This is a genomic window from Enterococcus sp. CSURQ0835 (assembly GCF_902706605.1).
GTDB lineage: Bacteria > Bacillota > Bacilli > Lactobacillales > Enterococcaceae > Enterococcus_A.
On sequence record NZ_CACSLH010000024.1, the window covers coordinates 40,367 to 48,201 of the forward strand.

Here is a 7,835-nt window from a genome sequence, read left to right on the forward strand (position 1 = left end):
GGAACTGACATGGATACGATTAAAAAATTGAATTTAAAAGGTCATTTATTGACTGCGATCTCCTATTTGATTCCGATCGTCTGTGGTGCTGGCTTTCTGATCGCGATCGGGATGGCATTTGGCGGCGCTAGTAAAGATGCATTGGTTCAAGGAAAATTCTCATTATGGGATGCATTGGCTACGATGGGTGGTGCTGGTTTAGGTTTATTGCCAGTCGTTATCTCAACGGGACTTGCTTACTCGATCGCCGCAAAACCTGGGATCGCACCTGGATTTGTAGTTGGTTTAACAGCTAAATCCATCGGGGCCGGATTCATCGGTGGGATCTTAGGTGGTTACTTAGCCGGCTTTTTAGTTCTAGGTATTTTAAAATACGTCAAAGTACCTAACTGGGCTAAAGGGTTGCTGCCAACTTTGATTATTCCGTTTTTAGCTTCTTTACTTGGCGGTTTGACGATGGTGTATATCATCGGAACGCCGATTGCCGCTTTTACCGGAATGTTAACTCACTTTTTACATGGCTTAGGTTCGTCATCATTATTAGTGTTTGGTGCAGTCATTGGTGTTTTAAGTGGGGTCGATTATGGCGGACCGATCAACAAGACTGTTTTCGCGTTTGTTTTAACGATGCAAGCAGAAGGCATCAATGGTCCGGTCACTGCATTGCAACTAGTCAATACTGCAACCCCGATCGGATTTGGACTGGCCTTTTTCATCGCTAAATTATTTAAGAAAAATATTTATACGAGTGTTGAAGTCGAAACGTTGAAGTCTGCTGTACCGATGGGTGTCATTAATATCGTCGAAGGAGTTATTCCGCTTGTAATGAATGACATCGTACGCAGTATTGTCGCGACCGCAATTGGCGGTGCGGCTGGCGGGGCAGTTTCAATGGTCTTAGGTGCAGATGCCACGGTTCCATTTGGCGGCGTATTGATGTTACCAACAATGTCGCGTCCTTGGGCTGGGGTAGCCGCTTTAGTCGTCAATATTTTAGTGACGGCGATCGTCTTAGCCGTAATCAAAAAAGATGTGCCAGAACATGAAATGCAAGTAGAAAATGAAGCGGAAGAAGAAGATATCGATTTAGGTGATATCCAAATCTTCTAAAAAATCTATTCAATAGAAAGTTGTGAAAAAAATGGAAAAAGTTGAATTCTCACCTTCATTAATGACGATGGATCTAGATAAATTTAAAGAACAGATCACCTTTTTAAACGATCATGCTGATTCGTATCATATCGATATTATGGATGGTCATTATGTTCCCAATATTACATTGTCACCTTGGTTTATTGAAGAAGTTCGAAAGATCAGTGATTTACCGATGTCCGCTCATTTGATGGTAACAGATCCAAGTTTTTGGGTGCAACAATTGATCGATTTAAAATGTGATGTCATCTGTATGCATGCTGAAGTATTAGACGGACTAGCTTTTCGGTTGATCGATCAGATCCATGCGGCTGGGTTACAAGCAGGCGTCGTTTTAAATCCTGAGACTCCCATCGATACGATTTTCCCTTATATCGACCAACTAGATAAAATCACCATCATGACAGTCGATCCAGGATTTGCTGGTCAACGGTTCATTGAAGGGACATTAGATAAGATCGTTGCACTTCGTCAATTACGAGCAGAAAAAGGCTATCAGTACGTGATCGAGATGGATGGCTCATCAAATCGCAAATCGTTCAAACGAATCGATGCGGCTGGTCCGGATATTTATATCATCGGTCGCAGTGGATTATTCGGTCTGTCAGAAGACATTGCCACTTCTTGGTCGATCATGAAAAAAGATTATGAAGAAATGACGGGTAAAGTCTTAGCCTAAAATAAAACGACTTTCTGAGATCAGCTCGGAAAGTCGTTTTTAAATCGTTCGAACAACCCTTCTCGTTCATTTTCCCGTATAATAAAAGTAAAGGAGCTGAGGGGATGTTCTTATTACGAAAGTATGGCTTTTATTTTTTGCTTTTTGGCGTGTTGAGTGACTTTTTGACGCCGTATGTTTTAGGATTTTTCTTTCCTAAGCTGAATCAACTAAAAATGGTGATCAGCCTGTTTGGAGAAGTAGGTAGTCCGGTTCGCCAGAGTTTTTTACTTTGGTCCGTTGTCTCGGGGACTTTTTTTGTCTTGGCAGTTCCAGCATTGTATCAGCAATTTACTGCAACTTCGCGACCATTAGCAATTTTACTTTCGGCCGCTGTCGGACTTTATGGATTGGGTGATTGTATCTTTACTGGACTGTTCAGTGTCGAGACTGGAGAAGCCACCTGGAATTTCTCGACTTGGGTCCATAATATCGGTTCAGGTTTAGGCTATGCCGGCTTTTTATTGTTTCCTTTATTTCTGATCTTACTGTATCAAAAACAAGGCGCATTAAGTCAGGTTCAGTTATACAGTTTTTTATTTGGATTGAGTATCTTGGTTGCCGGTATTTATGGTTTGGCTCGTATTCCAGCTCTTAGTCACCGACCGCTGTTTAATTTGTTAGGCTTTTGGCAGCGACTGAGCTTTTTCTTTAATTATTTACCCTTAGCAGTTTTGGCACTACAAAAAATAAAAAGCGGGACTTAAAAAAACTTCTTAGATAGATTTGACATCTAGGAAGTTCTTTTTTTGTCTTCCAGCTACTTAATTATTTAAATTGCTGCTTTGCAAAAAGAATTGTGAGTGCTGGTAATGATAAACCGTTTTTGAATAATCAAATGGCTTGCCAGAAGTCAGATAAAATAATTCTTCGCTGTACATCGCCGGATCATCTAATTGCAATTTTAAAGTCTGAGCATGTTCCGCATTTAGCTTTTTAACTTTTAAATACTTATCGGAAAAACCGATATTTAACTTCAATGCGTCGCGCAAATAATGAAAAATCGAACCACCTGCGATCTCTTCATTTAAATAAGGTACGACACTTTCACAAAAATAAGACTCTTCTAAGCACAAGATCTGTTCATTGATGAAGCGAATCCGTTTGACATGAAAGACTTGCTCCTCAGTTTTTAAGGCCAAATTTTCTTGGACATTTTTTGGCGGAAGTATTTTTTCGACGGTTAACACTTGACTGGTAATAGTAAAATCATCCAAGTCAGTCGTGAAGCCTTGGTTTTCAATCACATTGATATAACCGTATTTTCTTTTGCGCCGAACGAAGACGCCACTACCTTGCACTTGATAGATGACGCCGCGTTGTTCTAAAATCGTCAACGCTTTCACGATGGTACTTTTGCTGACACCGTATTCTTGGATCATTTCATTGAAGTTTGGTAGTTTCGTCCCTTGTTTTAAATCTTGCTGGACGATTTTTTTTTCGATATTTAACGCGATTTCGTTGTATTTCAGCATGTTGATTCTCCTTTAAGTTTTCCAGACTTATTTTACCATATTTTATTTTTTATGAAAGCGCTATTGACTTATTGTACATTCACAAATATAATTGTGAATGTACAATTCGAGTTGGTACTAAAAAAGCACTGGGGTGAATAAAAATGAGCAAAGTTAGAGATTATAAAAAACTTGCCCAAGACATCGTAACGATTCTAGGGGAGGACAACATTGTAAACGCTGCACGCTGTGCGACACGTTTACGATTAGTGTTAAAAACAGAACCAAAAAATGCCAAAGAAGCGATTGCCGCTTTACCAGGTGTGATCACAGTAGTTGAAAGCAATGGCCAATTTCAAATCGTGATCGGACCACATGTGGGAGAGGTCTACGATGCTTTCACTCAATTAGTGAAGGTCGACCAAACGATCGAAGAACCAAAAAGTGGGATCATGAACCGGATCATTGCGACGATGTCTGCGGTCTTTGCACCGTTTGTCTATATTTTAGCCGCTGCAGGGATCTTGCAAGGAACATTGATCTTGATCAATTTAGTTTATCCGAAATTTGCAGCGACTTCGACGTACCAAGTCTTTAGTTTTATCTCTTGGGCACCATTTACTTTTTTACCGATTTTGATAGCGATTACAGCTTCGAAACATTTTAAAGCGAATACTTACATTGCAGTAGCATGTTGTTCAGCTTTAGTCTCGCCTGACTGGGCAAAGATGGCAAGTGAGATCGCCAGTGGTCAAGCACTGGACTTTATGGGGATTCCGTTAACTCAAACCGTCTACACTTCTTCTGTTTTACCACCATTGATTTTAGTTTGGCTCTTATCTTATTTAGAAAAATTTGTGGAAAAATGGTTGCCAGGTGTGATCAAACCATTGCTGACTCCTTTTATTTGTTTAGTCGTGATGGTGCCAGTGACGATTTTAGTTTTAGGTCCTGCTTCATCGATTGCCGCAAATGGCGTAGCAAATGGGTATAACTTTTTAGTGAACTACGCGCCAGCTTTAGCAGGGGCGATCATCGGAGGATTTTGGCAAGTATTCGTGATTTTCGGTGTCCATTGGGGAATCACACCAGTTGTGCTAGCGAATTTTGATATGTATGGTCGCGACTCGTTTCAAGCGTTCCAAACGATTGCAGTCGTCGCTCAAGTTGGTGCAGTGTTAGGTGTCTTTTTAAAAACGCGCAACAAAGAATTAAAAGGGGTCTCACTGTCGGCTTTTATTACTGGGATCTTTGGGATCACTGAGCCTGCGATCTATGGGGTAACGTTACGATTTAAAAAACCTTTTATTTTCGGGTGTATCTCAGGAGCAGTAGGGGCAATCGTAGCTAGCTTCTTCACACCTTATTATTTTGCCTATGCGGGCTTACCCAGTTTACTGACGATCGTCAATGGAATCAGCGACAAAGTGCCAACTTCTTTTATCGGTCTTGTGATTGGTTGCAGTATCGCGATTGGTGGCGCCGTTCTTTTGATTCAATTATTTGGTTTTGGCGAAACGATTACAGAAGATGAGCAACTGACTGCAGAAATCAATTCTGAGCAGACAGTCAATGTTTTAACTGATCACGGAATCACGGAACCACTTCAAGGCGAGGTGATTTCTTTAGCACAAGTACCAGATGAAGTATTTGCTAGTGGTGCGATGGGAGCAGGTATAGGAATCATCCCAACTGACGGAAACGTGTATGCGCCATTTGATGGGACGGTCACGATGATCACTGAAACAAAACATGCGTTGGGATTGACTTCAACTGAAGGGATCGAGCTTTTAATCCATATTGGTTTAGATACCGTAACGTTAAAAGGCAAACCATTCCATTATGAAGTCCAAGTCGGTCAAAGTGTGAAAGCAGGGGACCAACTATTAACGGTCGATCTGAAGCAAATCGAAGACGCAGGACTGTCGACTATTACACCGGTCATCATTACGAATGCACCGGAAAAAATCGTGACGCCTACAAAAGCCGCAACGATGGATGACATGATTTTAGAAAATTAATCGGAGGATGACGAAAATGAAAAAAGATTTTTTATGGGGCGGCGCTTTAGCTGCACATCAATTTGAAGGCGGTTGGGATGCAGCCGGTAAAGGACCTAGCGTGATCGATGTGATGACTGCTGGGGCTCACGGTGTGCCTCGGGAGATCACCGAGACGATCGAAGCAGATAAATTTTATCCGAACCACGAAGCAATCGACTTTTACCATCACTATAAAGAAGACGTGGCCTTGTTTGCGGAAATGGGCTTGAAATGTTTACGGACTTCGATCGCTTGGACGCGGATCTTCCCGAACGGTGATGAAGCACAACCAAATGAAGCCGGTTTGAAATTTTACGACGACCTGTTTGATGAATTATTAAAGTATGGTATCGAACCAGTGATCACATTGTCACATTTTGAGATGCCGTTGCACTTAGCGCGGGAATATGGTGGATTTCGTAATCGGAAAGTGATCGACTTTTTTGCGAAATTTGCAGAAGTATGTTTTGAGCGTTACCAAACTAAAGTCAAATATTGGATGACCTTTAATGAAATCAACAATCAAATGGATACGAACAATCCGATCTTTTTATGGACGAACTCCGGCGTGATCGTTAAACCAGGTGAGCGAGCAAAAGAAGTGATGTATCAAGTCGCCCATAATGAGCTAGTCGCTAGTGCAAAAGCCGTGATGATCGGAAAAAAAATCAATCCTGAATTCCAAATCGGTTGCATGGTCTCACACGTTCCAATCTATCCTTATTCTTGTGATCCGGCTGACATCATGGCAGCTGAAGAAGCGATGCATCAGCGTTTCTTTTTCCCAGATGTTCAAGTTCGAGGATATTATCCAAATTATGCGTTGAAAGAATTTGAGCGGGAAGCTTATCAGTTAGATATTCGATCAGAAGATCTAAACATCTTAGCAAAAGGGACCGTTGATTATGTCGCGTTTAGTTACTATATGTCAACAGTAGTCAAAGCGGATGTTGAAAACGATAATCTTGGGAATGTCGTAAATGGCGGTTTGCCAAACGGAGTCGAAAATCCATTTATCGAAAGTAGCGATTGGGGCTGGGCGATTGACCCAGAAGGCTTGCGCTATACTTTGAATCGGTTGTATGATCGCTACCAATTACCTCTTTTCATCGTTGAAAATGGTTTTGGCGCGATTGATGAACTAGAAGCTGATGGTTCGATCCATGACGCTGAACGAATCGATTATTTACGCAAACACATCGAGGCGATCGAAAAAGCTGTCGATTATGATGGTGTCGAATTGATGGGGTACACACCATGGGGAATCATTGATGTCGTGTCATTTACGACCGGTGAAATGAAAAAACGGTACGGTATGATTTATGTTGATCGAGATAACGAGGGTCATGGAACGATGAAACGTTACAAAAAGGATTCGTTTGCTTGGTTTAAACAAGTGATTGAAACAAACGGGGAAAAATTGAGTGATCCAACGATTCCTTCATTCATTAACTAAATAAGTAACTAAATTTACAGCCGCGACTATTTTGTGTTCGCGGCTGTAGTATTTTCCAATATGGTATGATAGAAGAAAACATTGGAGGTAAAACGATGAAAACTATCAATTTTGGGACAACGGATCAAAAAGTTCCAGCAGTCGTCTTAGGTTGCATGCGGATCAATTCAGCCGCTGATCCAGTTGCTGCGATCGAAACGGCGTATGATCATGGTATCAACTTTTTTGATCATGCAGATATTTATGGTCAAGGAGAATGTGAAACGATTTTTGCTGAAGCGTTGAAAAAAACTTCGATCAAACGCGAAGATATCTTCTTACAAACTAAAGGCGGGATCGTGCCCGGAAAGATGTTTGACTTTTCAAAAGAGCATTTAACTGAAGCAATCGATGGCAGTTTGAAACGTTTAGGTGTCGATTATGTAGATGCCTTTTTACTGCATCGGCCAGATACTTTATTTGATCCAGCAGAGGTGGCTGAAGTATTTAATCAGATGCACCAAGCTGGGAAAGTTAAATATTTTGGAGTCAGTAATCAAAATCCGGGGCAGATCGAATTATTGAAAAAGTATGTCAAACAGCCGCTTGTAGTGAACCAATTACAATTTGGGATCATGCATACGGGAATGATCGATCATGGGATCCATGTCAATATGACTGATCCCCGCAGCGTGGATCACGATGGTGGGATCTTGGAATATTCACGACTCCATGAGATGACGATTCAAGCATGGTCGCCTTACCAATACGGATTTTTTGAAGGGGTCTTTATCGGAAATGAAAAATTTCCTGAATTGAATCAAACGTTAACTGAGTTAGCAGAAAAATATCACACGACGCCAACTGGCTTAGCAAGTGCTTGGATCTTGACCCATCCAGCTAAGATGCAAGTGATTGCTTAAATGGTCACATAAAAAAATAAACTTCTATATTATCACCATCTACTTCTATTCGATCTACTACTTTCTCGATTAATTTACGCTTTTCTTCGAAAGTCAGTGTTTCATAACCCT

6 protein-coding genes and 1 pseudogene are annotated in these 7,835 nt (G+C 41.1%); 6 read left to right on the forward strand and 1 reads right to left on the reverse strand.

Translation table 11 applies throughout. The features are described from left to right. Positions 1–9: 9 nt before the first annotated feature. The 3 genes from GVJ38_RS10150 to GVJ38_RS10160 all read left to right on the forward strand — a co-directional run bounded on the left by GVJ38_RS10150 (position 10) and on the right by GVJ38_RS10160 (position 2,577). Complete coding sequence (locus tag GVJ38_RS10150; protein ID WP_159723045.1) at positions 10–1,110, forward strand: PTS fructose transporter subunit IIC; 1,101 nt, start codon at positions 10–12, stop codon at positions 1,108–1,110. A gap of 31 nt (positions 1,111–1,141) precedes the next feature. Next, a complete protein-coding gene (gene alsE, locus GVJ38_RS10155; RefSeq protein WP_159723046.1) occupies positions 1,142–1,831 on the forward strand; it encodes a D-allulose 6-phosphate 3-epimerase in 690 nt (229 codons plus the stop codon). A gap of 104 nt (positions 1,832–1,935) precedes the next feature. Beyond that, entirely contained in the window at positions 1,936–2,577 is a 642-nt protein-coding gene (locus tag GVJ38_RS10160; protein ID WP_159723047.1) for a DUF998 domain-containing protein, read from the forward strand. A gap of 57 nt (positions 2,578–2,634) precedes the next feature. Here the strand turns inward: GVJ38_RS10160 and GVJ38_RS10165 are convergent, their stop codons facing one another. Then, complete coding sequence (locus GVJ38_RS10165) at positions 2,635–3,345, reverse strand: GntR family transcriptional regulator (RefSeq protein WP_200849487.1); 711 nt, start codon at positions 3,343–3,345, stop codon at positions 2,635–2,637. Between the two features lie 143 nt (positions 3,346–3,488). Between GVJ38_RS10165 and GVJ38_RS10170 the strand changes: the two genes are divergently transcribed. The 3 genes and pseudogenes from GVJ38_RS10170 to GVJ38_RS10180 all read left to right on the forward strand — a co-directional run. Then, positions 3,489–5,345, forward strand: a complete 1,857-nt coding sequence (locus tag GVJ38_RS10170) for a beta-glucoside-specific PTS transporter subunit IIABC (protein WP_159723048.1) — start codon at positions 3,489–3,491, stop codon at positions 5,343–5,345. Between the two features lie 7 nt (positions 5,346–5,352). Continuing rightward, positions 5,353–6,822, forward strand: a complete 1,470-nt coding sequence (locus GVJ38_RS10175) for a 6-phospho-beta-glucosidase (RefSeq protein WP_159723049.1) — start codon at positions 5,353–5,355, stop codon at positions 6,820–6,822. A gap of 95 nt (positions 6,823–6,917) precedes the next feature. Continuing rightward, positions 6,918–7,721, forward strand: a pseudogene (locus GVJ38_RS10180) (aldo/keto reductase); the annotation flags it as partial. Positions 7,722–7,835 lie beyond the last annotated feature (114 nt).